The organism is Acinetobacter sp. A47 (assembly GCF_000805455.1).
In the GTDB taxonomy this organism is placed as follows: Bacteria; Pseudomonadota; Gammaproteobacteria; order Pseudomonadales; family Moraxellaceae; genus Acinetobacter.
The window spans coordinates 112,294-136,603 of sequence record NZ_JSUS01000071.1; the positions used below are offsets into that span (position 1 = coordinate 112,294).

The following is a 24,310-nucleotide window of genomic DNA, read 5'->3' on the forward strand; positions in this document are numbered from 1 at the left end:
CAAATAAAAACTAGTTTACACTTTTATCTTATTGGGATCATAAATCGCAAAAAGATAAATAAGTAAAAGATATGGCAAAAGATTCGTTACACCTTTAGCATTTAACAAAAGAATTATACCTGCTAAACATAACTTAGCTAAAGTACTTAAATATTTTTTATTTATTTCCCAAAGCACATAAAAGTGGATAAACAAGAAAACTAGCAAACCTATTATTCCATTTACAAAGATAATTCGTAAAAAACCAACATCAATATTCTTATAATAGAAACCAGTATTTATGTCGCGATATAAGCTATCACCTATCAACCAAGTTTTTATATTATCAGGAAGTACACCATACATACTTTGTAAATCAGATACAGAGTCTGAAGCTTGTGAAGATGAAAAATCAGTTAAAAATCCAAAACCAAATTTAATTAAGGCTTCTAAGTCTTGCAAATAGGATGAAATAGCTATTGAGCCACAAAACAACACCCCTCCACCAAAAATAAAATATTTATAAGTAGATTTATTAAAAAACTGAGTTAGCATCAAGCCAAAAAAACAAGCAATTCCAAATATTGTACTTCTAGCACTGAAAAGCCCCAACATCATAATAACTAAAACCATTAAGAAAAAAGAGTATTTCCTCTCATTCTTCATTAAATATTCAGCTGCAATGATTAAAATAAAGCAATTTAAAATAGCTGACCCAAAAAAAGGAGTACCTAATGCTATTAATCGCATCTTAGCAAAACTTTCTACATTATCTAAATATACATTATCAGCAAATATTGAAAATAAAAAACTATAAAATGAAGGGCTCAAAAAAGCAGCAAGACTTAAACACAATTGTACAAAAACACAAAAAACACTTAACCAAAATATTTTATTTATTCCCTCATAGGGGAAAAAATTAAAATATATATAAATTAAAAACCTAATATAAAAAAAAGACAATAGAGTATAAATAAAAAATTCTCTAAAAAAGAAAAAATCATTATACTGATTCACTAAAAAAGAAATCAATCCAACTAAAAAAAACACAAAAATAATTAGAAAAAAATTAACCACTCGTGTATAAGTTTTACCTAATATAAAATCCTTCCCTAGCAATATTAAGCCGAGTGGCGACAAAAAATAAAAAACAGGTAGATCAGAAAAAAAGAACTTAATATTAATTAAAAATATAAATAGGAAAATAAAAAAAACAATGTTTTTAAAAACTCCATTATTTATCACAGCACACCTATACATAGCTATCTCACGAATGCTTAAAGCATAATTGTTCATATACCTGAATCCATTGTTCAAGCATAACCTCTACACTAAACCTCTCAACGGCAATCTTATGGTATAAGCTGCCTATTTCACTATTGTTTTTTAAAAGAGAAGCTTTAACTAGCTGTTTACTTAAAGCTATTTCATCGTTACTATTAACAAGGAAATGATCATTTTCTGGTAGAATCTCAGTTACCCCGCCAACATTTGTAGATACAACTATCTTTTCACAGCTCATAGCTTCTATAATTACTGTAGGTAATCCCTCAGTGGTACTACTTAAACATAAAACATCTATAGCATTTATATAGTCTTCAATATGCTCTGTAAAAGGAATGTAAATCAATTCATTCTTTAAATTTAAATCTTGAATTTTTTTAAAGATATTTTCTTTTTCAGCACCATCTCCAATTAAAAAAACTTTAAACGAAATATTTTCTTTCAATCTTGCAAGAGCATTCAAAAATAATCCAATATTTTTTTCTGGTGCTAAACGACCGAATGAGCCAAAAACCAAGGCCTCTTTGTCAATTGAATATAATTTTCTTATTCTTGCTCTTGCTTCATCATTTTTTTGAAATCTTTTTACATCAATTCCATTATAGATTACTTGGCTATTAACTTCCTTATCAAAAATTTTATATTTTTTATAGCTTTTCAAACTAGCATAGCTTACAAAAGTTATTAAATTCATAACATTATTAATTTTCTTAAATATTTTCATATATAATGTTTTAGATTCACTTGCACTCAAAGTCCCATGCTCTGTACAAACTAAAACTATATTATTAAGAAAAAACTTTTTTACAAGGCAACCTAATAAGTGACTAAAAATAGTATGACTATGGATAAGATCAGGTTTCTCATCTAAAAAAATTTTACGCAACTTTAAAATTGCTTTGGGTAAATCAAAGATACTTTGAACACCTAAAGTTTTTATATCATGATCTAAAAACTTACTTTCTCTATTAAAAATAGAAACCAGTACAACTTGATAGTTTCTTTTTTTTAAATGATTTACTAAATTCTTTACTATTGTAGTTACACCACCCATAGCAAGATCAGGAACAAGAATTAAAACTTTCATATTTAGACCAAGACTTTTATACCAAGTTAACTATATAATTAAAATTTCCATATTTTTTTAAATATTCTTTTCAAAAATATTTTTAGCAACAAACCTGGCTGTGATCTAAATAAATTTATAATTGCCGACATATATATATTAATTAATAAATTTTCATAACCAGCATGCGATTTAAAATGATCAGCAATTTGTAATTGACCAATAGTCATCAAATTATTTTGCTTGGAAAAATTACCTTCATGTGTCCTATATTTAGTAAAAAACTGATTAACATGCGAACAATAACCTCCTTTTTCTAATATTTTCAAAAAGATATACCAGTCTTCAATAAGAAATTTATCATTAAAGCCATTCACATCTTTTAAATCTTGTAATCTAAGTAGCTGTGTTGGAGCAGGAAGGTATTCGGTATACTTAAATAACTCTTTGAAAGAGTATTTTTTTTCTTCTTTTACTTCATATCCGCACTCTTCCCCCATCTCATTAATTAAAATCATATTGCCAAAGACTCCTTTACAAGCATCATCTGATTTGATTATTGGAACTTGTTTTTCTAATTTTTCTGGCAATAAAATATCATCTGAAGCAATTACAGAAAAGAATTCTCCTTGGCACCATTCTAATGCCTCATTTAAAGTAGCACTTAATCCTTTATTTGGTCTGCTTCTAAATTCAAAACGGTTAAATCTTTCCTCACAGAGAGCCTTCATTATTTGTATCTTCTCAACAGATTTATCTTTTGAACCATCATCAATAATTATGAGTTCAATATTTTTATATGTTTGATCGATAACACTCCGAATACAAGATTGCACATATTGTTCATGGTTATAACATGGGATTACTATTGAAACGACAGGTTGAATATCTGACTTCATATTTATATAGCCTTATTTCCCAAAAATTTAAATACAAAAATACTCATAACACTCCAATATATTGCATAGTTTATTAAATGCGCAATAGAAACACCTTCAAAACCAAACCAATGTGTGCATATATATGTTAGAATTATAGAGGTAATCGCAAATATAATCTCTGTTATTACAAAAAGTTTGGTCATGGCCTTACTTAACATTAAGTAAGCAAGTATCCAACTACCAATTTTTAAAGCATCGCCAATCATTTGCCATAAAAATAAATCTGCCATTGGTAGAAATTTTTGACTAAATAATATAAGAATAATCCAATCTCTAAGTATATAAACACAGAGCCCCCCAATAACAGCTAATGGGAAAATAAACTTATAACCTAAATAAATTTCAGTTTTAATTTCTTTTACAGTCTGAAGCTCTGATAGTCTTGGCAAGTAATAGACACCCAATGTTGTAGTAACTAACATTAAATAGGCTGCACTTAAACGAATCATTGCCTCCCAGTAGCCCGCATAATCTACGCCAAATTTTTGTCCCAGATATGTTCTTATAACAATTTGAGAGAGAGGTACACAAGCAGCACTTACTAAAGCCATTATTGCAAAGGAGGAAAATTTCTTTGCAATATCTTTATCAATTTTTCCAAATAAACTAGAAAAGTAAAACCAATCTGTTTTATAACAAATATAAAGGGTTATAAAAAAAGCTACTGACTGATATAACGATAGTGCAAGTAATGCACCATATAAATGATATTTTATTGCAAGAGTACTTGTAATAATTAATGCAATAACACTTCCAGAAATATTAGCAATTACTAATTTTAATATTTCTTTCTTTCCATTTAATATAGCTAAAAATAGAGTATTAAAATTAAAAAATATAAGAAAAACTGCAAACCAAGTAAAAATAGATTTATATTCAACTGTATGAAATATATAAAATGAAAGTTCTTTTTGAAAAAAAACAATTAAAAATGAAAAAATTATACTCAATAAAAAAACTATACTGCCCGCATTTCGCCAAATATTTTCTTGTTTTTTTTCATCCTTATAATATTCCGCTGTATACTTAGTAACCGCAGTATTAATCATATTTCCAGAAAAAGTCGTAACCATCTGGATAAAATTTTGGAATTGACCAATTACCGCATAGCCTGAAGGACCAACATAAAGTGCTAGAATTTTATTTAAAATAAATAAAGTAGCTGTTTTAATTAAAACAGCTACTCCATTTAAAACACTTGTTTTTAGCAAATTCATATCAAGGACTAAACTCGTTACATATTTTAACTATATATTGTGCATCTTCAAGTTTTAATACAGGGCTTATTGGTAAACTGAGTACAGTCGTGTGTATCTGCTCAGAGATTGGAAAACTTAAATCATTCCAATCCTGATAAGCTTGTTGCTTATGAGGTGGAATTGGATAGTGAATCAGAGTTTGTATCCCATTCTCCGTCAGGTATTTTTGCAGGGCTTCACGATGTGAGGTCTGAATGACAAATAAATGCCAGACGTGTTGCTGATTTTCAATAACATTTCCATCTATTCTCGGCAACTGAATAAACGGATTATTAATTCCTAAAGAATAGATATTGGCAATTTTACGACGGTGTTCAGTTTCTTGATCAAGATATTTAAGTTTAATGTCAAGCATAGCTGCTTGAATTTCATCTAAACGGCTATTTACACCCTGTACCAAGTTTTTATATTTTTCATGTGATCCATAGTTACGTAAAGCTTTGAGCATATTGGCCAAATCTTTATCGTTCGTTGTGATAGCACCGGCATCTCCTAAAGCGCCTAAGTTCTTACCAGGATAGAAACTAAAACCTGATGCATCCCCCCAGTTGCCTGCTTTTTTTCCATTTATTTCTGCCCCATGACTCTGGGCTGAATCTTCCAGTACCAATAAATTATGTTTTTCTGCAATCGCCATAATTTCAGGCATTGCTGCAAGCTGACCATATAGATGAACAGGTAAAATGACTTTAGTTCTATCTGTTATCACAGCTTCTATTTTCGTGGGATCAAGATTAAAAGTATCGGGATTTGGCTCAACAAGTATCGGTTTAAGCTGATTAGCACTGATCGCTAAAATACTGGCAATGTAAGTATTTGAAGGTACAATAACTTCATCACCTTCTTGTAACTTGCCCAGCTCTTTCCATGCCCTCAATGTTAAGATAAGCGCGTCTAATCCATTTGCAACGCCAATCGCATACTGTGTACCACAGTATGTCGCAAAATTCCGCTCAAATTGCTCAAGTTCAGTACCACCAATATACCAACCAGAATCAATTACACGCGTACAAGCATTAATCAACTCTTCACGATATTGTTTATTAATATTTTTGAGATCAAGAAAAGGAATCATTGTTCAACATAACCTTTAATTTTGGCTGGATTACCGACCATAATTGCATTTTCTGGAACATCTTTCGTCACAACTGCACCTGCGCCAATTAATGCATTTCTTCCAATACGAATACCAGGTAAAATCGTCGCATTAGCTCCGATACTAGCGCCTTGTTCTACAATTGTTTTAGCAAAATACTCAGGGTAATGTTTAGAGCGTGGTTTTTTGTCATTAGTAAAAGCTACACACGGCCCAATAAATACATTATCCTCTATGGTAATACCGTCCCAGATATAAACACCTGATTTCACAGTGACATTATTACCAATATACACATCATTTTCGATTAAAGTGTGGGCACAAATATTACATCCGGTACCAATAACGGCCTCTTTCAATATAACGCTATATTGCCAAATTCTTGTATTTTGCCCAATATTTTGTGACTGGACATCAGCTAGCGGATGAATGAAAGGCTGATTTACAACAATTAAAAATTCATCATATTTACGAATATAATCACTTTCATCGTAGTGTTCACTTGCCAATACCAATAAAACACAATCCTCAGAAAAATCATGCATCTCATGCCATACGAGCGGAGGAATCATCAATCCCTTATTGGCTTGATCCATCCATACTTCTTGTTTTTCAGTGCCGTTATCCATCACCATCCTGCATTTTCCTTTTATACAGAATGCAACCTGATGTAGCGCTTTATGGGCATGAAAACCTCGCGGGATATCTGACTTTGCATCAAAAATATAATATATGCGCTTGACTTTAAAAGGAATATTCTTGGTTTCCTCAGCAACAACCAAGCCACCACGCTCATCACCTAGATTTGGCAAGTCAATCCATTCAATCAGTTTCATACTTCACTCACCAAAGACATAAGATATTGACCATAATCATTTTTATTCATACTTTGGCCAATTGCTAAAATTTGCTCTTTGCTTAACCAGCCATTGTTAAAAGCAATTTCTTCTAAACAAGCTACTTTATAACCTTGGCGTTTTTCAATTGTCTCTACAAATTGTGCCGCTTCTAACAAGCTTTCATGCGTACCCGTGTCCAACCAAGCAAAACCACGTCCAAGTAATTCAACATTTAAATCACCACGCTCAAGATACATTTGATTGACGGTAGTAATTTCTAACTCACCACGTTCTGAAGGTTTAACTTGTTTGGCAATCTCAATTACTTCATTGTCATAGAAGTAAAGTCCTGTGACCGCAAAATGTGATTTCGGATGTTTAGGTTTTTCCTCCAATGAAACAGCTCGCTTTTGCTCATCAAACTCGACAACACCGAAACGTTCTGGATCTTTCACTTGATATCCAAAGACGGTAGCACCTTTTTGACGTGCAACAGCCTGACGTAACATTGGTGTAAAGCCTTGACCATAGAAAATATTATCGCCTAGTACTAAACATACATTACTAGTGCCAATAAATTTCTCTCCAATAATAAAAGCTTGAGCCAAACCATCGGGGCTAGGCTGAATTGCATAGCTCAGATTAATACCAAATTGTGAGCCATCACCCAGTAAACGCTTAAATCCATCAATATCATCTGGCGTACTGATAATTAAAATTTCACGAATACCAGCTAGCATCAAGACTGACAAAGGATAGTAGACCATCGGTTTATCATAAATAGGAAGTAACTGCTTAGATACGCCTTTAGTAATTGGATATAATCGCGTACCAGAACCTCCAGCAAGAATAATACCTTTTGTCGACATTAGACATTTACCCCTAATCTTTCACGTTGATAGCTGCCATCTTGCACACGACGACACCATTCTAAATTATTTAAATACCATTCGACTGTTTTATAGATACCTGTTTCAAAGCTCTCCTGAGGTTTCCAGCCGAGTTCACGCTCAATTTTTGAAGCATCAATCGCATAACGTAGATCATGTCCAGGACGATCTTTCACAAAAGTAATTAAACTTGCATAAGATTGTGCCTTAGGCTGTGGCCTTAATACATCTAAAATTTTGCAAATGGTTTGCACTACTTCAATATTTTGTTTTTCGTTATGTCCACCAATATTGTAAGTTTCACCAACCCTACCTTGGGTAACGACCAGATACAATGCTCGGGCATGATCTTCAACAAACAGCCAATCACGAATTTGATCACCCTTTCCATAAATTGGTAGTTTCTTTCCGTCCAAAGCATTTAAAATTACCAATGGGATCAATTTTTCTGGAAAATGATAAGGACCATAGTTATTAGAGCAGTTCGTCACAATCGTCGGTAAACCATAAGTTCTTTGCCAAGCGCGAACTAAGTGATCTGAACTCGCCTTACTTGCAGAGTAAGGGGAACTCGGTGCGTAAGATGTTGTTTCAGTAAATAGATCTTTTGTACCATCCAAATCACCATAAACTTCATCTGTAGAAATATGATGAAAACGAAAATTCTTTCTCTTGGTTTCATCCAATGTTTGCCAGTATTTACGTGCTGCTTCTAATAAAGTATACGTACCTACAATATTTGTCTGAATAAATGCGCTCGGACCATCAATTGAACGATCAACATGAGATTCCGCAGCAAGATGCATTACCGCATCAGGTTGGAACTGTTCAAAAATATGTTCTAATCTCGATGCATCACAAATATCAACTTGCTGGAACTGATATCGTGAATCTTGATCAATTTCTTTTAATGACTCTAAGTTACCCGCATAGGTCAGTTTATCTATATTTAAAACGATATCTTTCGTTGTTTTTATAATATGACGTACAACAGCAGAACCAATAAATCCAGCACCGCCTGTTAATAATATTTTCATATTTTTCCACTATACTGCATTGAGTAGACTCTATCTAAACTTTATATCTTTGCATAAAAGCTAAAGTATTTCTGAACAATCTTATCGTATCTTTGACAGAGTAATGGAAAGAGCTAGATTTTCACCTTTAAAGACAACCCTATCCTACTGAAATAACTAAAAAAATAAGATTCAAAAAACTTTAAACTATTGCAAAAAATACAATGCGGCATGATATAACAAAATACAAAAATTTGTTAGCGCATCACGCTCTTTTATTTAAATATTTTTCTCATTAAACAGATCTAGCTCTAAGTAGCTATTTTAGAATTTTAGTTGAATAAGATCATGTTAAAGTTATGAATTCTTTTTAAAATAGACGAAGCCTAGGAGGAAAAAAGATTATTATGTTTTTTTAATCTTTTGATATAAAATCAGCACACTTTAGCGTCCTTTGTCTATTGATGATCTATGGGCAATAGGTATTGATTAAAAAATAAGATTATCCAAGGGTTTCATGTGAAGTATTACCAACTTTTTCCAATTCTTACACTGAGTATTAGTGCTGTTAGTTGTGCAATCACTTCAGGATTCCAAACACATGATTTGCCTGAAAATGGAGAGTTTACGACAGAACAAGGCGCTAACCTTACCGTTGTACAACTGTCACAAGAGAACATCCCAACCCTAAAGATCAGTTCCATTTCATCAAAACAGAATAATTTAACAGCTTTATTTCATCAATCGCATACGCCATATCGTTTAAGTACAGGTGATATTTTATCTATCCAGTTATGGGCTTATCCTGAAATTACACCACCCATCCAAGATGGGAACAATATAAGAACTACAGGCTATCCAATTGATAGTAACGGAAATATCCAATTACCATTAGTAGGACAGGTACATATTGCAGGTAAAACACTTGCTGAAACCAATCGTTTTATTCGTGCCCAGTTCGCAAAGTATTTAAAAACGCCTGATGTTATTGTCCGCGTATTATCCTATGAAGGAAACCGTTACTTCGTTAATGGGCAAGTCATGAGAAGTGGACAATATACTCTCAATGATCAACCTATTAGCTTATATACAGCACTTGGTATGGCAGGGGGTATTAACCCAGAAACCGGAGATAATACGTCTATTCAATTGATCCGCAAAGGTATTACTTATAATTTAGATGTTGTCGCTTTAGAAAAGAATGGATTATCGCTGCATAAACTGTTAATACAGCCTAACGATACAATTTTTGTAAATACCAAACAAAATCAAAAATTGTACGTAATGGGTGAATCAAGTAAAAACCAAGCTATTCCTTTACGTGATCAGGGCATGACTTTAAGTGATGTGCTTGGTGAGAGTGAAGGCATTAATCCCTATACAGCAAGTGCTGCTCGTGTGTATGTTATGCGGACGGATCTTGATACTCGACATTCAACACTTTATCAATTGAATTTGAGTAGTTTAGGCAATCTTGCCTTAGCCAATCAGTTTGCCATGCAAAAGAATGATATTGTTTATATTGATGCAACTGGTTTAACCCGTTGGCAACGGATGGTTAATCAAATTATACCTTTCTCTAACGCGCTTTATAGTTTTGACCAATTAGGTAAATAGGTATACACACCTCCGTCTAATGATTGAAATATTAATGAACCTGCATGTTGCTACTTCAAAATTTTAAATAGTTGTTTTCATATGAATCAAAATACTCAACTGTCTGATGATACAATTAATCTTAGAGAATTACTTTTTGCACTCATCACTCAATGGAAGCTCATCGCTTTTTGTACTGTATTCGCCTTAGTTTGTGCGGGGATTTATCTTAAAATTGCGAAAAAAACTTACTCCGTTGATGCCAAAATTCAGATTATTGATAATAAACAAAATGGATTAGCAAGCTTAAGTCCTCAGCTAGCTTCCCTAGGAAGTTTAGCCGGCCTTAATCTTGGTGGCCAGCAGTCAATCCAAACTGAAATTGAAATTTTACAGTCACGTTCAGTCTTAGGTAAAACGATTGAGGATTTAAATTTAGATATTCAAATCCAACCTGATCAATCCTTTTTCCAAAACCTCTTAGATACAGATCGATTCCATACCACTTATTTGGCTGATCAAGTAAAAGTTACAGATCATAAAACAGCATTTTCTATCCATGAATTTAAGGTACCAGCTCAATATCTTGACCAAAACTTAATTTTAAGTTTTCAGGGACAAAAATTTAGTATTGTCTCGGAGAAGACTGGATTAGAAGTTTATAAAGGGATGCTTAATCAAAAAATACCTACCGAAACGCTTGAAGCATCATGGAAAGTCAGTATCTCTGGCCAACAACCATTAGATGGACAATATATTGTACAGAAACAATCATTACTTGCTGCCGTTAAAGGAATTTTAGTTACGTTAAAAGCAACCGAACTTGCAAAACAAACAGGTATTATTGCTCTCAGCTATGATGGAGCAGATAAAGTACATATCATGAAGGTGTTAAATCACATTCTAACGATCTATCAAGAGCAAAATTTAGCTACAAAATCTGCTGAGAAAGAAAAAACCTTAACTTTTTTAAACCAGCAATTGCCACAACTGAAAGATTCATTAGAGCAAGCTGAACAAAAGTTTAATGCCTTCCGTGAAACCCATGGAACAATTGATATCCAGCAAGAAGCCGGACTTTATTTAAAACAGAGTGTAGAACTAGAAACACAAAAAATCCAATTAGAACAAAAGCAGGCCCAGCTAGCAGCACAGTACACCGCTCAACATCCAATGATGCAGGAAATTAATGCACAAATTGGCCTATTTAATAAAAAAATCAATGAACTAAATGATGCTTTAAAGAGATTACCAAATACTCAAAGTCAATACTTGCAATATTATCGAGATGTGCAAGTTCAGACACAAATGTACACTAATTTATTAGGTACTTACCAATCTCTAAGCTTAGCCAAGGCAGGTGAAACAGGAAACTTACGTGTTTTAGACTATCCTGTTGAGCCAACTAAACCTATCAAGCCTCGTAAGCTGATTATCTTAATTCTGTCTATTCTTGTTGGCGGTTTTATTGGGGTGTTGATTGCCCTGATTCGCAATATGCTGCAAACAGGTGTACGTAGCCGTGATGAAGCTGAACAGGCAACCGGCATTAAAACCTACATCGAACTGCCAAAAGCGAAAAAGAAAGATACGCCCGATTTGCAGGCACTCAAATCATTTATTCCGACTTTGCGCCATAAGCTCAGTCAAAAACAGCATAATATTGTCATGCTGACCAGTGTTACGCCTGATCAGAATCAAGGAAGCATTACTCAACATTTGGCTCAATATCTTGGCCAGGCTGGGCAACGGGTTTTAGTGATTGATAGTGATCTGTATCGTGGTCGGCTTGCTCAAATTTTTAACAGCAACACTACCTCCGGCTTGGCAGAATACTTACGTGGTCAAGCGTCACTCGATCAGGTTGTGTTTAAGACAGCTTATCCAAATTTAAGTTTGATTGGTCGGGGCCAAAGTAATGATGACGTGTCCATTAGCTCGCACCAGATCCGTTTTGCAGAACTGATCCAGCAGATACGGACCCAATATGATTACGTTATTATCAATGCTGCTCCAGTGCTCGCAGCGTCAGATAGCTTGATTATTGCCCAGACAACAGGTTTTAACCTATGTCTAGTGCAATATGCCAAAACACAGCTTAAGGATATTGAGCTGGCCAAATCTTATTTTGAAAATGCAGGACTTGAGATTGATGGTCTGGTACTCGATCAGGTTCCCGCCTACCAGCTAAAACAGTATCAATACCAAACCGGTCAATAGTCTAGCTTTTATTGGTTTACACAAAAACCGGAGCATTGCCAATGCTCCGGTTTTTTTGCAAACTCATTGCTTTTGATATCACAAACGGTTCAATCCTCATACAAAAATCCATGCATTTTTTGCGTCGGATTATTCAATGCACTCACCCAGACATGCTAAGATCAATCTTATATGTTTTATTAAAATTTCATTTTGGACATCTCATGAGTAAAGCTTTACCTTTCATTGTCGCGGTCGTTTTAGGCGGTGCAGCGCTTGTTCCTGTCTATTATGCAACTCAACATCCAGCGACAGAGCTTGGTGCAAAAGCAGATAAGAATGCAACGCCTGTAGCAAAAATCAGTTATGCACTTGGCTATGAAGTTGCCAAGCAGACCCCACCAGAACTGGAAACATCTGCATTTATTACAGGCTTCCGTGATGCGCACGGACAAAAGCCGGCTGCTTATACCGAAGAAGAATTACAAGCGGCCTATGTAGATTTCCAGAAAGAGTTACAGCAAAAGCAACTGGAAGAAAGCAAGAAAGTTGAAGCCACCAATAGCAGTTTCCTTGCAGAAAATGCCAAGAAAGAAGGTGTAAAAACGACTGCTTCGGGCTTGCAATACAAAATCACCAAAGAAGGGACAGGCAAGCAACCGACTGCAAGCTCTATTGTAAAAGTCCATTACAAAGGCCAGCTTCCAGACGGTAAAGTATTTGACAGCTCTTATGATCGTGGCGAGCCAATCGAGTTTCCTTTAAATCAGGTGATTCCAGGTTGGACTGAAGGCCTACAGCTCATGAAAGAAGGCGGTAAGGCAACACTTTATATTCCTGCAAACCTCGGTTACGGTGAACAAGGTGTTCCTGGTTCAATTCCGCCAAATAGCCCGTTAGTGTTTGACGTAGAATTAATCGCTGTAAAATAAATGATTTAAGGAGGGCTGGTGCCCTCCTTTATTTTTTGGAAGATAGAATGAAAAAATTAGGCCTGATTTTAATTGCCTCAACCATCGGAACGGTTCAAGCAGCACCCATTTCAACAAAGAGTCCACAAAAAGATCAACTTGGCTATAGCTATGGTTATCTGATGGGTCGAGGCAATGCCGAAACACTCAAAGATTTAAATATCGAGACTTTTGTACAAGGCTTACAGGAAGCCATGCAAGGCAAAGCAGCTTCTTTAACCGATGAAGAAATGGCCACAGTGCTCAACCAGTATAAAAAACGTCTGGAAGCCAAGCAACTGGTAGAATTTCAGGAACAAGCCAAAAAAAATGATCAGGCAGGGAAAGCATTCCTGGCTGACAATGGCAAAAAAGCCGGTATCGTAACCACCAAGTCAGGCTTACAATATCAGGTATTACAAGCAGGTAAAGGCAAGTCTCCGAAAGCCAGCTCTACCGTTAAAGTCAATTATGAAGGCCGCTTACTCGACGGTACTGTCTTTGATAGTTCAATTGCGCGTAATCATCCTGTAGAGTTTAAACTGAGTCAGGTGATTGCAGGCTGGACCGAAGGGGTACAAACCATGAAAGAAGGCGGTAAGAGCCGTTTCTTTGTCCCTGCAAATCTCGCTTATGGTGATGTCGGTTCCGGCGATGCCATCGGACCAAACAGTACTTTAATTTTTGATATTGAATTACTTGAAGTGAAATAATAAAAAAACCCTCCTTGATGGAGGGTTTAATTTTTGATCTGGCTTATGCCTTTAAATGACGGGGACGGAAACCTGTCACCAGCAACCCGATCAGATAGGCTACCACACCCACCACGCATAAACCGATAACCTCAGCAACGCGTAACCATTGTGACACATCTCCCTGATACCAGCTTAGTGCGTACCAGAGCGCTGCAATCATGGCAATATTGGCCACTGCATATTGCAATGCCAGTTTTTTCCAGTGCGCACCAAAACGGAAAATATTCCGTTTATGCAGATAAAAGTACAGCATGCCTGCATTGACCAAAGCCGAGCCAGAAGAGGCCAAGGCTAGCGCCATGTGCTCTGCATGCCAGTCGATCAGCTTAAACAAGCCAATAAACACCACGTTTAAAATGGCATTGGCAGCAACCGCCATTAGGCCGACGCGAACAGGCGTTTTAGTATCTTGCTGCGCATAGAAGCCCGGTGCAAATACCTTGATCAGCATAAACGAAATCACCCCTGCACTCATGCATTGCAATGCCAGAGCGGTCATTTTGGTATCTTCCAGGGTAAATTCACCACGCTGGAACAGCGCCTGAATAATCGGGGTCGACAGCATGAATAAGGCAATACTGGCAGGAATCCCGACCAGCATAATTACTCTGGCAGCCCAGTCGATCATGCTCTTGAACTTGGCCTGATCCTGTTCAGCATGACGTGCAGACAGCGAAGGCAAAATGACCGTACCAATTGCCACACCAATCAGGCCCAATGGCAACTCGGTCATCCGCTCGGCACTGTATAACCATGACACAGAACCATCCTGCATAAAGGAGGCCCAAATGGTATTGAGCAACAGGTTAATCTGGGTGACGGATACGCCAAACAGGGCCGGAAGCATCAGCTTCAAGATGCGGTCCACACCTTCATGTTTGAAATCCACTTTAGGTGGAATCAGCAAATTCTTCTTCCATAATTCCGGAATCTGGATCGCCAATTGCAAAATACCGGCCGCTACTACCGCCCATCCCAATGCCATGATGGGCTCAGCCATATACGGCGTCAACCACCATGCACCGGCAATCATCGCCACATTCAGCAATACTGGCGAAAATGCAGGTGATGCAAAAGAACCATAGCTGTTCAGGATACTGCTGGCGAAGGCCGTCAAGGACATAAACATCAGGTAAGGAATGGTCAGGCGGAACATATCGACCGCGAGCTCAAACTTCTCCGGATCGTTATGGAAACCGGGCGCATACAAATAAATAATCGCTGGCGCAGCCACCATTGCCACAAAAGTCAGCAAGGACATGGCCGTCAGTAAACAGCCAAATACCCGGCTAATGAGAATCTGGACCTCGGCATGGGCACGGCTGGTTTTATATTCGGTCAGAACAGGAATAAAAGCTTGGGAAAAAGCTCCCTCTGCAAACAGTCGCCTGAAAAAGTTGGGAATACGAAAGGCAACAACGAAGGTATCGAAGTCCTTGCCTGCACCAAACACATTGAGCAGTACCACATCCCGTACCAGCCCCAACACCCGAGATAACATTGTCATTGCACTGACAATTACAGTCGATCGCCACAATGCCATCGCATTCACCCACGGCTTAATTTTTGAAAAGCGTTATTGTAATGAAACTCCCAACAGATTTTGTTATGAAATCATAAATCCGATGATATTTTTTTCGCACGCTTGTTCTGGGAAAGTAACTTTCTAAACAGTTGCCAGTCAAAGTATTCACCGGGATCGGTTTTACGCTTTGGCGCAACATCGGAATGGCCTGCAATATGGTTCTGGATTTTCGGGTAAGCCTGCTGCAAGGTACAGACAATTTCAGCCAGGGCCTGATATTGTTCTGGCTCAAAAGGCAGATCATCACTGCCTTCCAGCTCAATCCCGATCGAATAGTCATTACACTCTTTTTGTGCCAGATAACTGGAGCGGCCGGCATGCCAGGAACGGTCATTGAAGTTGACAAACTGGATCACTTCACCCGTACGCAAAATCAGCAAGTGTGCCGAGACCTGCATGCCTTCAATGGTCTGGAAATAAGGATGCAGTGACCAATCGAGCTGGTTCTGAAAAAATTGCTGGATATAGCCTCCTCCAAACTGGGAAGGCGGCAAACTGATATTGTGAATCACAATCAGCTGGATGTCCGTCCCGGCAGGACGTGCATTAAAATTTGGCGATGCAATCTGGGTCGCACCCACCAATACACCTTGTTGTACTTGAGCAAATCTAGCGTGTTGCATCATGACCTGAATCAGCAATTTAATCTTTACTGGCGCCATTCTGCCATGCTTTCTCCAGAATAATCGAGATGAAATACTTATTTTTTATAGGGAGGGTGTTAATATAGGGCACACGTTTTTTAGTCAAACCTACACTGGAACTGGTATGAGTATTCCTCAATCTTTGCTTGAACAATCTATTCAAATCAATATTCAACAAGCATTACAGGAAGATATCGGAGACGGCGATATTACCGCCATGCTCACACCAGCTGAAGAACAGGCCACCGCAACCATTATTAGCCGTGAAGAGATGGTGCTGGCTGGCCAGCCTTGGGTCAATGCCCTGATTGAGGCCTATGACAATAGCGTACAGGTGACCTGGTTAAAACAGGAAGGTGATGTTGTTGCCGCCAATGAAGCGTTCCTAAAACTCGCCGGCTCCGCGCGCAGCTTACTCACCGTAGAGCGTCCAGCTTTAAACTTTATCCAGACCCTGTCTGCGGTGGCGACGAAAACTGCAAATTACGTTAAACAGCTCGACGGTTTACAGACCAAACTGCTCGATACCCGTAAAACCTTACCGGGCCTGCGGGTTGCACAAAAATATGCTGTAGCGGTCGGTGGCGGACAAAATCACCGCTTAGGTTTGTTTGATGCGTTCCTGATCAAGGAAAACCATATTATGGCTGCTGGTGGCATTGCCCAGGCCATCACCAAAGCCCACGAAATCGCCCCAGGCAAACCGGTCGAAGTCGAAGTGGAAACCTGGGATGAGTTAAATCAGGCACTGGAAGCAGGGGCTGATATCGTGATGCTGGATAACTTTAGCCAGCAACAGATGATTGACGCAGTGAAACACGTTGCCGGGCGCTGCAAGCTAGAAGCATCGGGCAATATCACTATTGAAAATTTACGTGAAGTGGCGACCACTGGCGTGGATTACATCTCAATGGGCGTGTTGACCAAAGATGTAACAGCGGTCGATTTATCCATGCGTTTTAATGCTTAAGCCTGATCGGTCTCTTTGTTTTGAGACTCATGCTTTTGTGAAGCTAACATTTCTGTGTTCTTAGCGACTTCTGTCGTTTCAACCTGCCATGCTGATTTGGCTTCGGTCGAATCAGTGGGGCGTGGATCTGCCGCCATTAAAACAAAAGTCACTGCAGTTAATAATACGAGAAAAACTTGTAACATCCTTACCCCGAAATTGCTTCATTTCAATTTTTGCTCAATTTAGCAAATTTAAATGAGTAAAATCAGTGGGCTGTGTTACAGGCATGTAAACTCTCGGTAATGTTGTGTTGACGATGCTGGCTTTCTGTCTGCTTTCCTTTCTTGCTGTGTAAGCCTACACTGTCCGGCAACATGCCTGATTAAAATAATAACGATGGATAGTCTATTTGAGGCTTTATTCCACTGACTTTTTAAGTTTTTCCGCTTTGTGTTTATGAATGTGATCTTTGAGATTCTGTTTGAAGGATTGATCCGCAGCATCGGTTATGCAGTCGTGCGCTGTTATCGTTTCGGGCAGCGGGTGGCGTTTGGCAGTACTGAAGTATGTGTAGCGGGTTTTCTCAGTCTGTCGCTGCGGATCGCACTCTACCTTTACTTTTTATTATGCTAATCGAATCTAAAACTGCAGCCCAAGTGCTCACTTGGACTGCTTTTTCTGATCTGATCCAATATAATTTATAACTCCATAAAGCCCATATACGGATCAGAAATCGAGTCTTCACTGGTTTCAATACGCCCAGCAAAACGACGGCGATAGCTCGGATCATGTTCAATCGTGACAGTAAAATCATACCAGCCACCGAACTCGCTCATATCCCAGTTCAGTTCCCGTTCAGCCGCAGCCGTTTCGATGTGCCAGGTCTTATTCGGCAAATAGGCATTGGCCTTGACCTGCAATTTTGCAGTCTGCCCGGCATCATTGCGTACTTTCAGGAACAGTTTGGGATCACATTCTTCCATACAGACCCGGATTTCCGGCAATGCCTGAATTTGTGCGAGCTGCGTCAGGTCACCGCTAAAGCTGCGATGAAAACCATTAGGGCCCAGTACCCATAAATCATACTGATTGTCCTTGCTCTGCCAAAGATCGTCCAGTTGCTTGCCTGCCTCCACCATATAACGGCGTGGAATGGCATCCAGATTCAATTTATCGTAGACATGGAATACGGCTGCCTGTGTCCCGGTATTGGAAAACATCAGTTTGACTGTTTTCGCGGCAAGGTCCACTTTGGCACTGGTGTGCAAAATATATGGCAAGGCACGCGATGGCCGGATGCCCAGCTCCTGAACCGGATAAGTCTGGTTGTCTGGACGGCTGACCTGAGCCAATTGCTCCTGAGCCTTGCGAATCGCATCTGCTTCGTTTTTACTCTTCTTACCTGCCAGATCCGGCATGGGCAGTAAATTCGGGGTCTTAAAGTTAAAGGCCGAGGTCAGGTCACCACATACGGCACGTCGATAGGGACTGATATTCGGTTCCTGTACCCCAAAACATTGCTCCAGAAACCGGATCACGGATGAATGATCAAACACCTGTGAGTTGACCCAGCCACCACGACTCCACGGCGAAATGATATACATCGGTACCCGAATACCCGGCCCATACACCCCGACCCCGTTACTGACCTCTGGATCGGTAAAATCCGGTTGTCCTCTCGATGCCTTGGCATGCGTGGCATATTCATAAGACATTTGTTCTTTAGTCAATGTGGTTTTGCCATAGACCTGTCCTGAAACATCCATTGACGGTGCACTGGGTGACGGCACGTGATCAAAGAAACCATCATTTTCATCAAAGTTAATCAGGAAAACTGTCTGGCTCCAGAGCTCCGGACGCTCTGTGAGCGCATTGAGGACTTCCTGAATATACCATGCGCCTTGTACCGGACTAGAAGGCCCCGGATGTTCGCTATAAGTTGCAGGAGCCACCAGCCAGCTCACCTGTGGTAACTGCCCTTTGGCAATATCCTCTTTAAATGAACCGAGAAATCCGCCATCCGGCATGGTATTGGCAATCCCTTTATATAAAGGCTGTCTGGCATCAATCGCCGGGTCGTAAGCCGGGCAAATGGTGGTGTTATTTACGGGTTTGCCAGATAATTCATTGGCACGGCGGTACTTTTTAAACCCGGCCAGGGGGTTGTCGGTAAAGTTGTCTGGCATGTTCTGATACACCTTCCAGCTAACGCCTGCTTGCTGCAAGCGTTCAGGATAAGTGGTCCAGTCATAACCTGTAAGAGAGGAGCCAATCGAGTCCAGATCATTGACCACGCTGGCAACATTGGCCCCGGTTGGACCATTGGTTCCCGTCCAGATAAACATACGGTTGGAGTTGGTGCCGGTATGCATGGCGCAGTGATAGGCATCACATAAGGTAAAGGCATTGGCCAAGGCAAACTGGAATTCAACTTCCTGCTGTTTGTAATAGCCCATCGATTGCGGTTGCTTGTATTGCACCCATTTCCCCATCCGGCCATGATCCCAGGCATACTGGCCATCGGTCCATGAATGCGGCGTGCCACTAACCCGCTGCGCATTGCCGCGGCTGCTGTCTAAATGATATGGATAGACCTTGTTCTTTTTGGCATCGTACTGTTCCCAGACTTTACGGCCGTCACTTAAAGGAATGGTAAATCGGTCGCCAAATCCACGTACCCCTTTCAGGGTGCCAAAATAATTATCAAAAGAGCGGTTTTCCTGAGTCAGGATCACCACGTGTTTCACGTCCTTGATGGTGCCGGTTTCGACCTTGGCGTCAATCGCCAGTGCCTTTTGAATACTCATCGGAAAACTGGTGAGCGCAGCCGTACCAAATAATGCTTTAGCTGAATTTAAGACAAATTCACGACGGTTCATTGTATTAACTTCCTTATTGTTATTCTTTAAGGGGCGCAATGCATCTTGCAGCTTGAGGTAGGTGGCTTCGGCTCTGGTTGAGCGTTATTGTTATCACCACTATCGCTATCGTTACAGGCACTGAGTAACAGGCAGCTCCCGGCAAGTAACGCTAAAAAGAAATTTCGCATTTGACGATCCGTTCAATATCAGTGCAGATAGTCAATACAATCTAAATGACAGTTCGATGATGATTTGATCGCAGTTTGATGACAAAAAAACAAGATAAAAAAAAGGCGGTCTAAACTTACCAGACCGCCCGCACTATCAACTGGAACTTACCAACCGAGTGCCTGCTGTTGCTTCTGAATCAACTCCATGATTCCTTTTTCGGCAAGCTCTAACATGGCATTGCACTGCTGGCGGGTAAACGGCTTATCTTCGGCCGTGCCCTGAATTTCAATAAATTCGCCCGCCTGGGTCATCACCACATTCAAATCGGTTTGGCAATTTGAATCTTCTTCGTAGCATAGATCGAGGAGGACTTCGTCCTGATACATGCCCACTGAAATTGCTGCCACCAGACCTTTTAACGGGTCCTGTTTAATTTTCTTGTTGCTAAGCAATACATTCATGGCATCCACCAGCGCCACTGCTGCACCGGTGATTGCCGCAGTACGGGTACCGCCATCGGCCTGAATCACATCACAGTCGATGGTAATGGTGTTCTCGCCCAATTTCTTCAAATCCACCATGGCACGTAAGCTACGGCCAATCAGACGCTGGATTTCCTGAGTACGGCCGGTTTGCTTGCCACGCGCCGCTTCACGATCACTACGGGTATGGGTTGAGCGTGGCAACATGCCATATTCAGCAGTTACCCAGCCTTGCCCCTGCCCTTTCAGGAAGCGTGGTACCGAGTTATCAATACTCGCGGTACACAACACTTTGGTATGACCAAACTCAACCAAAACCGAGCCTTCTGCGTAACGGGTATAGTTACGGGTAATTTTTACCTCACGTAATTGGTCTAGTGCTCTTTGGTCAATACGCATAACGATTCCTTAAAAACTATGGCTCAAATATCATTGCGCCATAGTATAGCTCAATTACACGTGCTTTCAGTTTTACTTATTCGTTACAATTCACCCAATTAAGCAAGTTTGAGCTTCGCTTTCAGCATGCTCCAGCTGTGTGCCAGTTGCGCAGACAAGTCGTTTGGCAACGAACATCTGGCCAGACGCACCCACACGGTCCAGAACTGCTTCATAAAGTTGGCTTCGTTATAATTCACCCCATATTCGGCACATAAGGCCCTGATTTTTGGGGCAACCTGTTCATAACGATTGGCAGGCATATCTGGAAATAAATGATGCTCGATCTGATGGCTTAAATTACCGCTCATGAAGTGCATCCATTTCCCGCCGGTGAAGTTACTCGAACCACGAATCTGACGCAGGTACCACTGTGCCTTGGTCTCGTTCTCGGTATTGTCCGCTTCAAAGGTCTCGGCATCTTCAGTAAAGTGACCATTAAAAATCACTGCTGATGACCACAGGTTGCGGATAATATTGGCGACGGCATTACCCGCCAGCACTGGAATAAAGTTGATGGTCGCAATCGCCGGGAAGAACACATAATCTTTTAACACCTGACGTCTGGCTTTCTTGCGAAATTCTGCTGCATCGGCCCAGACCTGTTTCCAGCTTTTGGTTTTATACACCAGTGCATCTTCCAGATGCAGGTTTTGTACTCCCACATACCACTGGAAAAACAACATCAGCTGTAAGGCCAATGGAATATTGAACAGATGGCGCACTTCCCACTTCTGGTCTTCAGTGACACGTAAAATGCCATAGCCGACATCATGGTCTTTGCCAACAATATTGGTATAGGTATGGTGCATATAGTTATGGGTATAACGCCAGTCATTGCCTGAGCAGGTATTGTCCCAGTCGTAATCTTCGCCACGTAAGCTCGGATCATTAAGCCAGTCAAACTGACCATGCATCACGTTATGGCCCAGCTCCATGTTCTCGACAATCTTAGACACGCCCAGCATGGCGGTTCCCAGCAACCATACCGGTGGAATCCAGCCACCGAACATCAGCATGCCACGCGATGCAATCTCGGTATAACGCACGAAATTACGCACTTTATAAATATATGTTGAATCCTCTTCACCGAGGTTTTGCATGACTTCCAGCCGGATTTGCTCGACACGGCGACCAAACTCTTCAACCTGTTCAGGGGTTAAATGCGCGGACTTGGATGCGGTTTTAAATTCTAATGCCATATTCATGGTGCTGATCCTCAAATCTCTTTGTTTTTATAGGTCAATGGTGACTGGGCTCAGCGCCTGGCTCACACATAACTTGATTGGACGGTTGGGTTGATCATCAATTTCACCCGTGAGCAGGTTCTGGGTCACACCGCTGACTTTGGTACAGCTACAACGGTTACATACGCCCATGCGGCAACCATGTTGTGGTCGTAAGCCCGCTTGCTCTGCACTGCTCAGCAGATTGGTGGTTGCCATAAAATGCTGTTGTGCACGACGGAAGCTAACCGGTTGTGCCTCACTGGAATGCTCTGCCTGGACCGGTTGGAAAAACTCTTGATGAAAGTTTTCTGCAACTCCATGCTGGGTATAGATCTGTTGCGCCTGTTTCATCATGCTGTGGTGACCACAGGCATAGGTTTGGATCTGTTTAAAATTCGGGACAAGTTTCTCTAATAATGCTGCATCTAAATGCTGTTTTTGCTGTGCCGTATTAAAGAAGTGATAGTTCAGCTGTGGATGCTGCTCAGCCAAGGCCAAGATGTCCTGATGCAGCACTTCGGCACGGTTAAAATACAGTACATGAACCTGTTCAAGCTGCTGCTGTAATGCCTGTTTTAATAAAGCATAAATCGCGGTAATGCCTGAACCCGAAGCAATCAGTAATGCAGGTTGCTGGCCTTGATGCAAGACGAACTCGCCCTGAGCCTGAGAAATTTCAAAGCTGTCTCCAACACGTAATTGTTGTGCTGCTTTAGACACCACACCTTGCACTTTAATGCCCAGACGGATTTCACCTTGCGGTGTCACCTCAACAATCGAATAACTACGTTGCTGATAAACCCCGTGAATCTTCAGGGTAATTAAAACACTCTGGCCAGCCTTGACCTGGCTAAAATCGAAATGATGATTGGGCTTTAAGCTGAGTAACACCATATCTGCGCTCAGTGGCTGCACGGCAGTCACTTGCGCAAGAATGCGTTTCCAGGCCAAGGTTGGCTTGATCTTTTGCAAGATAAAATCAACGAAATCTTCCCTGATCCAGTGTGGCTGATAAGCGATTTCTGCGTTCATACGTTCCTCGTTTTGTATCTGGCTATTTATTTTGAGTGAACAAATGTTCATGTAGTGAACATGTGTACACTATATTTATTTGTGTTCACTGAGTCAACACTTGTTCACTAATTTTTTGAATATTTTTTATACGGGTTATAAGCCATTAAAAATAAGGGGAAAATAACGGATTTTTCCAGGAGGCTGCCTGTCATTTGTCTAGCGATGGCATGAATAAAAATCAAAAACATCCGTATTTAGCAATGTACGAACACTAAAAAGTTTCTGTTTTTTTTGCTAGACTTTGCTGTACGGTTTTAATGGATCTTATTCATGTCGATTAGAGATGAACGAAAACAACAGAGTCGACAGGCTTTGCTGGATGCAGCCCTTCACCTCAGCACTGCTGGGCGCTCATTTAGCAGTATTAGCTTGCGTGAAGTTGCACGTGAAGTTGGTTTGGTTCCAACGGCATTTTATCGTCATTTTCAGGACATGGATGCGCTCGGACAAGAGCTGGTCGATCAGGTTTCCCTGCATTTAAAAAGCCTGATCCATCAACTGGGCCAGAGTTATCTGCAACATAGCGGTTCGGCCAAAACCCGCACCAGCATTGAATTATTCGTACAGGCCGTTAATCACAGCCCGCAACAGTGGCAATTCATGATTGCAGAGCGCTGGGGCGGCTCTGAAACGGTGCGTATTGCCATCGCACGTGAAATCGAGTTCCTGATCGAAGATCTGGCCATTGATCTGTGCAAGCTCGAGACCTTCAAGCACATCAAGGAAGCCAGGCATTTACAGGTACTGTCTACCATTCTGATCAATATGTCTTTTACCTGGGCCATGACCTGGATCAATCTGCCAAAACAGTTCCCGATTGATCATCTGCTTGAACAGCAAAACCTGTTTATTGACAATGCAGCGACTCAGGTACGCTTATTATTCAGCGGGATTTCCAACTGGGAACCCCAAAACGCTTGACCATATCCAAACCAAAGTTTGATATATAAAAGCATTGCTTCGCGTTATGATGCATTGGACACTAATGCAAATGCAGTGTAGAA

General features: G+C 40.1%; 21 protein-coding genes. 6 read left to right on the top strand and 15 right to left on the bottom strand.

From position 1 onward, the window contains the following. Window positions 1-15: 15 nt before the first annotated feature. The 8 genes from OC23_RS15870 to rfbB are packed head-to-tail and all read right to left on the bottom strand — an operon-like array spanning window position 16 to window position 8,391. Window positions 16-1,275 (bottom strand): hypothetical protein, encoded by a 1,260-nt coding sequence (locus OC23_RS15870; RefSeq protein ID WP_038345952.1) that lies wholly within the window; start codon window positions 1,273-1,275, stop codon window positions 16-18. Continuing rightward, window positions 1,247-2,350, bottom strand: a complete 1,104-nt coding sequence (locus OC23_RS15875; protein ID WP_038345954.1) for a glycosyltransferase — start codon at window positions 2,348-2,350, stop codon at window positions 1,247-1,249. The genes OC23_RS15870 and OC23_RS15875 overlap by 29 nt, the downstream gene beginning before the upstream one ends. A 38-nt stretch (window positions 2,351-2,388) precedes the next feature. Continuing rightward, complete coding sequence (locus OC23_RS15880; protein ID WP_038345955.1) at window positions 2,389-3,228, bottom strand: glycosyltransferase family 2 protein; 840 nt, start codon at window positions 3,226-3,228, stop codon at window positions 2,389-2,391. Between the two features lie 2 nt (window positions 3,229-3,230). Then, window positions 3,231-4,487: an O-antigen translocase gene (locus OC23_RS15885; protein ID WP_038345957.1), complete on the bottom strand. Its 1,257-nt coding sequence runs from the start codon at window positions 4,485-4,487 to the stop codon at window positions 3,231-3,233. Between the two features lies 1 nt (window position 4,488). After that, a complete protein-coding gene (locus OC23_RS15890) occupies window positions 4,489-5,604 on the bottom strand; it encodes a DegT/DnrJ/EryC1/StrS family aminotransferase (RefSeq protein WP_038345958.1) in 1,116 nt (371 codons plus the stop codon). Next, the gene (locus OC23_RS18910) at window positions 5,601-6,461 is read right to left on the bottom strand and encodes a WxcM-like domain-containing protein (protein WP_081407337.1); all 861 of its coding nucleotides are present in this window, start codon (window positions 6,459-6,461) and stop codon (window positions 5,601-5,603) included. The genes OC23_RS15890 and OC23_RS18910 overlap by 4 nt, the downstream gene beginning before the upstream one ends. Next, window positions 6,458-7,333 carry a glucose-1-phosphate thymidylyltransferase RfbA gene (gene rfbA, locus OC23_RS15905; protein ID WP_038345959.1) on the bottom strand — a complete coding sequence of 292 codons (876 nt, stop codon included), beginning with the start codon at window positions 7,331-7,333 and terminating at the stop codon, window positions 6,458-6,460. Before rfbA ends, OC23_RS18910 begins: the two co-directional genes overlap by 4 nt. Further along, window positions 7,333-8,391, bottom strand: a complete 1,059-nt coding sequence (rfbB, locus tag OC23_RS15910) for a dTDP-glucose 4,6-dehydratase (RefSeq protein ID WP_038345960.1) — start codon at window positions 8,389-8,391, stop codon at window positions 7,333-7,335. Before rfbB ends, rfbA begins: the two co-directional genes overlap by 1 nt. 498 nt (window positions 8,392-8,889) lie before the next feature. Here rfbB and OC23_RS15915 point away from each other — a divergent pair, with 498 nt between their 5' ends. The 4 genes from OC23_RS15915 (at window position 8,890) to OC23_RS15930 (ending at window position 13,828) form a co-directional block, all read left to right on the top strand. After that, entirely contained in the window at window positions 8,890-9,987 is a 1,098-nt protein-coding gene (locus tag OC23_RS15915) for a polysaccharide biosynthesis/export family protein (RefSeq protein WP_038345961.1), read from the top strand. An 81-nt stretch (window positions 9,988-10,068) separates the two neighbouring features. Further along, window positions 10,069-12,186, top strand: coding sequence for a GNVR domain-containing protein (locus OC23_RS15920; RefSeq protein WP_038345962.1), 2,118 nt, complete (start codon window positions 10,069-10,071; stop codon window positions 12,184-12,186). A gap of 203 nt (window positions 12,187-12,389) precedes the next feature. Continuing rightward, window positions 12,390-13,097, top strand: coding sequence for an FKBP-type peptidyl-prolyl cis-trans isomerase (locus OC23_RS15925; protein WP_038345963.1), 708 nt, complete (start codon window positions 12,390-12,392; stop codon window positions 13,095-13,097). A 47-nt stretch (window positions 13,098-13,144) separates the two neighbouring features. Continuing rightward, on the top strand, window positions 13,145-13,828 hold the full coding sequence (locus OC23_RS15930; protein WP_038345964.1) for an FKBP-type peptidyl-prolyl cis-trans isomerase: 684 nt from the start codon (window positions 13,145-13,147) through the stop codon (window positions 13,826-13,828). A 43-nt stretch (window positions 13,829-13,871) separates the two neighbouring features. On the opposite strand, the gene murJ is transcribed toward OC23_RS15930, so the two are convergent. After that, window positions 13,872-15,422, bottom strand: a complete 1,551-nt coding sequence (gene murJ, locus OC23_RS15935) for a murein biosynthesis integral membrane protein MurJ (RefSeq protein WP_171194816.1) — start codon at window positions 15,420-15,422, stop codon at window positions 13,872-13,874. A gap of 62 nt (window positions 15,423-15,484) precedes the next feature. Further along, complete coding sequence (gene ampD / locus OC23_RS15940) at window positions 15,485-16,078, bottom strand: 1,6-anhydro-N-acetylmuramyl-L-alanine amidase AmpD (protein WP_038346441.1); 594 nt, start codon at window positions 16,076-16,078, stop codon at window positions 15,485-15,487. 145 nt (window positions 16,079-16,223) lie between these two features. Here ampD and nadC point away from each other — a divergent pair, with 145 nt between their 5' ends. Continuing rightward, window positions 16,224-17,069 (top strand): carboxylating nicotinate-nucleotide diphosphorylase, encoded by an 846-nt coding sequence (gene nadC / locus OC23_RS15945; protein ID WP_038345966.1) that lies wholly within the window; start codon window positions 16,224-16,226, stop codon window positions 17,067-17,069. On the opposite strand, the gene OC23_RS15950 is transcribed toward nadC, so the two are convergent. The 5 genes from OC23_RS15950 to OC23_RS15975 all read right to left on the bottom strand — a co-directional run bounded on the left by OC23_RS15950 (window position 17,066) and on the right by OC23_RS15975 (window position 23,264). Beyond that, window positions 17,066-17,254, bottom strand: coding sequence for a hypothetical protein (locus tag OC23_RS15950; protein WP_038345967.1), 189 nt, complete (start codon window positions 17,252-17,254; stop codon window positions 17,066-17,068). The genes nadC and OC23_RS15950 overlap by 4 nt on opposite strands. A gap of 495 nt (window positions 17,255-17,749) precedes the next feature. Then, complete coding sequence (locus tag OC23_RS15960; RefSeq protein ID WP_038345968.1) at window positions 17,750-19,930, bottom strand: phosphocholine-specific phospholipase C; 2,181 nt, start codon at window positions 19,928-19,930, stop codon at window positions 17,750-17,752. Between the two features lie 317 nt (window positions 19,931-20,247). Beyond that, entirely contained in the window at window positions 20,248-20,964 is a 717-nt protein-coding gene (gene rph, locus OC23_RS15965) for a ribonuclease PH (protein WP_005228254.1), read from the bottom strand. Between the two features lie 98 nt (window positions 20,965-21,062). Continuing rightward, window positions 21,063-22,205, bottom strand: a complete 1,143-nt coding sequence (locus OC23_RS15970; RefSeq protein WP_171194827.1) for a fatty acid desaturase family protein — start codon at window positions 22,203-22,205, stop codon at window positions 21,063-21,065. A gap of 33 nt (window positions 22,206-22,238) precedes the next feature. Further along, window positions 22,239-23,264: a flavin reductase family protein gene (locus tag OC23_RS15975; RefSeq protein WP_038345970.1), complete on the bottom strand. Its 1,026-nt coding sequence runs from the start codon at window positions 23,262-23,264 to the stop codon at window positions 22,239-22,241. 312 nt (window positions 23,265-23,576) lie between these two features. Between OC23_RS15975 and OC23_RS15980 the strand changes: the two genes are divergently transcribed. Continuing rightward, window positions 23,577-24,227 (top strand): TetR family transcriptional regulator, encoded by a 651-nt coding sequence (locus OC23_RS15980; protein WP_038345971.1) that lies wholly within the window; start codon window positions 23,577-23,579, stop codon window positions 24,225-24,227. Window positions 24,228-24,310: the final 83 nt, after the last annotated feature.

What these genes read in the sequence shown, in the direction of transcription:
- OC23_RS15970 (WP_171194827.1), bottom strand. Translation starts at nt 22,205, where the DNA reads ATGGCATTAGAATTTAAAACCGCATCCAAGTCCGCGCATTTAACCCCT.
- OC23_RS15870 (WP_038345952.1), bottom strand. Translation starts at nt 1,275, where the DNA reads ATGAACAATTATGCTTTAAGCATTCGTGAGATAGCTATGTATAGGTGT.
- OC23_RS15925 (WP_038345963.1), top strand. Translation starts at nt 12,390, where the DNA reads ATGAGTAAAGCTTTACCTTTCATTGTCGCGGTCGTTTTAGGCGGTGCA.
- OC23_RS15960 (WP_038345968.1), bottom strand. Translation starts at nt 19,930, where the DNA reads ATGAACCGTCGTGAATTTGTCTTAAATTCAGCTAAAGCATTATTTGGT.
- OC23_RS15975 (WP_038345970.1), bottom strand. Translation starts at nt 23,264, where the DNA reads ATGAACGCAGAAATCGCTTATCAGCCACACTGGATCAGGGAAGATTTC.
- rfbA (WP_038345959.1), bottom strand. Translation starts at nt 7,333, where the DNA reads ATGTCGACAAAAGGTATTATTCTTGCTGGAGGTTCTGGTACGCGATTA.
- OC23_RS18910 (WP_081407337.1), bottom strand. Translation starts at nt 6,461, where the DNA reads ATGAAACTGATTGAATGGATTGACTTGCCAAATCTAGGTGATGAGCGT.
- OC23_RS15875 (WP_038345954.1), bottom strand. Translation starts at nt 2,350, where the DNA reads ATGAAAGTTTTAATTCTTGTTCCTGATCTTGCTATGGGTGGTGTAACT.
- OC23_RS15950 (WP_038345967.1), bottom strand. Translation starts at nt 17,254, where the DNA reads ATGTTACAAGTTTTTCTCGTATTATTAACTGCAGTGACTTTTGTTTTA.
- ampD (WP_038346441.1), bottom strand. Translation starts at nt 16,078, where the DNA reads ATGCAACACGCTAGATTTGCTCAAGTACAACAAGGTGTATTGGTGGGT.
- OC23_RS15980 (WP_038345971.1), top strand. Translation starts at nt 23,577, where the DNA reads ATGTCGATTAGAGATGAACGAAAACAACAGAGTCGACAGGCTTTGCTG.
- OC23_RS15920 (WP_038345962.1), top strand. Translation starts at nt 10,069, where the DNA reads ATGAATCAAAATACTCAACTGTCTGATGATACAATTAATCTTAGAGAA.
- rph (WP_005228254.1), bottom strand. Translation starts at nt 20,964, where the DNA reads ATGCGTATTGACCAAAGAGCACTAGACCAATTACGTGAGGTAAAAATT.
- nadC (WP_038345966.1), top strand. Translation starts at nt 16,224, where the DNA reads ATGAGTATTCCTCAATCTTTGCTTGAACAATCTATTCAAATCAATATT.
- OC23_RS15880 (WP_038345955.1), bottom strand. Translation starts at nt 3,228, where the DNA reads ATGAAGTCAGATATTCAACCTGTCGTTTCAATAGTAATCCCATGTTAT.
- OC23_RS15885 (WP_038345957.1), bottom strand. Translation starts at nt 4,487, where the DNA reads ATGAATTTGCTAAAAACAAGTGTTTTAAATGGAGTAGCTGTTTTAATT.
- OC23_RS15890 (WP_038345958.1), bottom strand. Translation starts at nt 5,604, where the DNA reads ATGATTCCTTTTCTTGATCTCAAAAATATTAATAAACAATATCGTGAA.
- OC23_RS15930 (WP_038345964.1), top strand. Translation starts at nt 13,145, where the DNA reads ATGAAAAAATTAGGCCTGATTTTAATTGCCTCAACCATCGGAACGGTT.
- rfbB (WP_038345960.1), bottom strand. Translation starts at nt 8,391, where the DNA reads ATGAAAATATTATTAACAGGCGGTGCTGGATTTATTGGTTCTGCTGTT.